Raw genomic sequence first — 835 nt, forward strand, 5'->3', positions numbered from 1 at the left:
ATCTAATTTGCCGCGCGAAGCCATTTCTTGCGGGATTCGCCTCATGAACGCGTCAACTGCCAAGCTGATTGCCATTCGCGGACGATGGGCGCTCGCGGCCATTTTCCTCGCCAACGGCTTCCTGACGGGCAGCTGGGCGCCGCAGATTCCGGTGTTCCTGACCCGGCTGGAGATTTCGAAGTTCACGCTCGGTCTGCTGATTCTCTTGTTTGGGGTCGGCGCCGTCGTCGCGATGACCTGGTGTGGCCATTTGATCTCCAGACATGGTTCGCGCACCGTACTGCGTTGGTTCGCGCTGTGCGGCAGCCTCGGTCTCATGGTCGTGGCGCTGGCGCCCGACGTACCCTTGGCGGCCGTTGCCATGATCATCTTCGGCGGCTCGATCGGTGGCATGGACGTTGCCATGAATGCCAACGCCGTGGTGGTCGAACGGCGGCTCTCCCGCGCCGTCATGTCGTCTTCGCACGGCTTCTGGAGTCTCGGCGGTTTTGCCGGTGGCGGCCTCGGCGGCTTTGCCATCCAGCATTACGGCCACCTCGTCCACGCGGCGGCGGTAACGGCGTTTGCCTTCGCGGTGATCGCGGTGGCCGTTCGCCATCTCCTCGCCGAAGACAGACCGCAGGCGGCCGAGCACCACAAATTCGCACTGCCGGCAAACCCGCTGGTTTATCTGATCGGGCTGATGGCGTTACTGGCGATGATCTCCGAGGGCGCGGTGCTCGACTGGGCAGCCCTGTATCTGCGCCAGGAGCTCGGCGCCGATCTCGCCGTCGCCGGCCTCGCCTACGCCGGATTTTCAGGCGTCCTGGCGGCTACCCGGTTTTTCCGCGGCCGC

1 protein-coding gene is annotated in these 835 nt (G+C 64.7%); it reads left to right on the forward strand.

The window, feature by feature from the left end; translation table 11 throughout:
- Positions 1 to 43 precede the first annotated feature (43 nt).
- A partial coding sequence (locus EN914_RS36985) for an MFS transporter (RefSeq protein WP_164779242.1) occupies positions 44 to 835 on the forward strand: 792 nt, incomplete at its 3' end.

The organism is Mesorhizobium sp. M7A.F.Ca.CA.001.08.2.1, from assembly GCF_003998455.1.
In the GTDB taxonomy this organism is placed as follows: domain Bacteria; phylum Pseudomonadota; class Alphaproteobacteria; order Rhizobiales; family Rhizobiaceae; genus Mesorhizobium; species Mesorhizobium ciceri.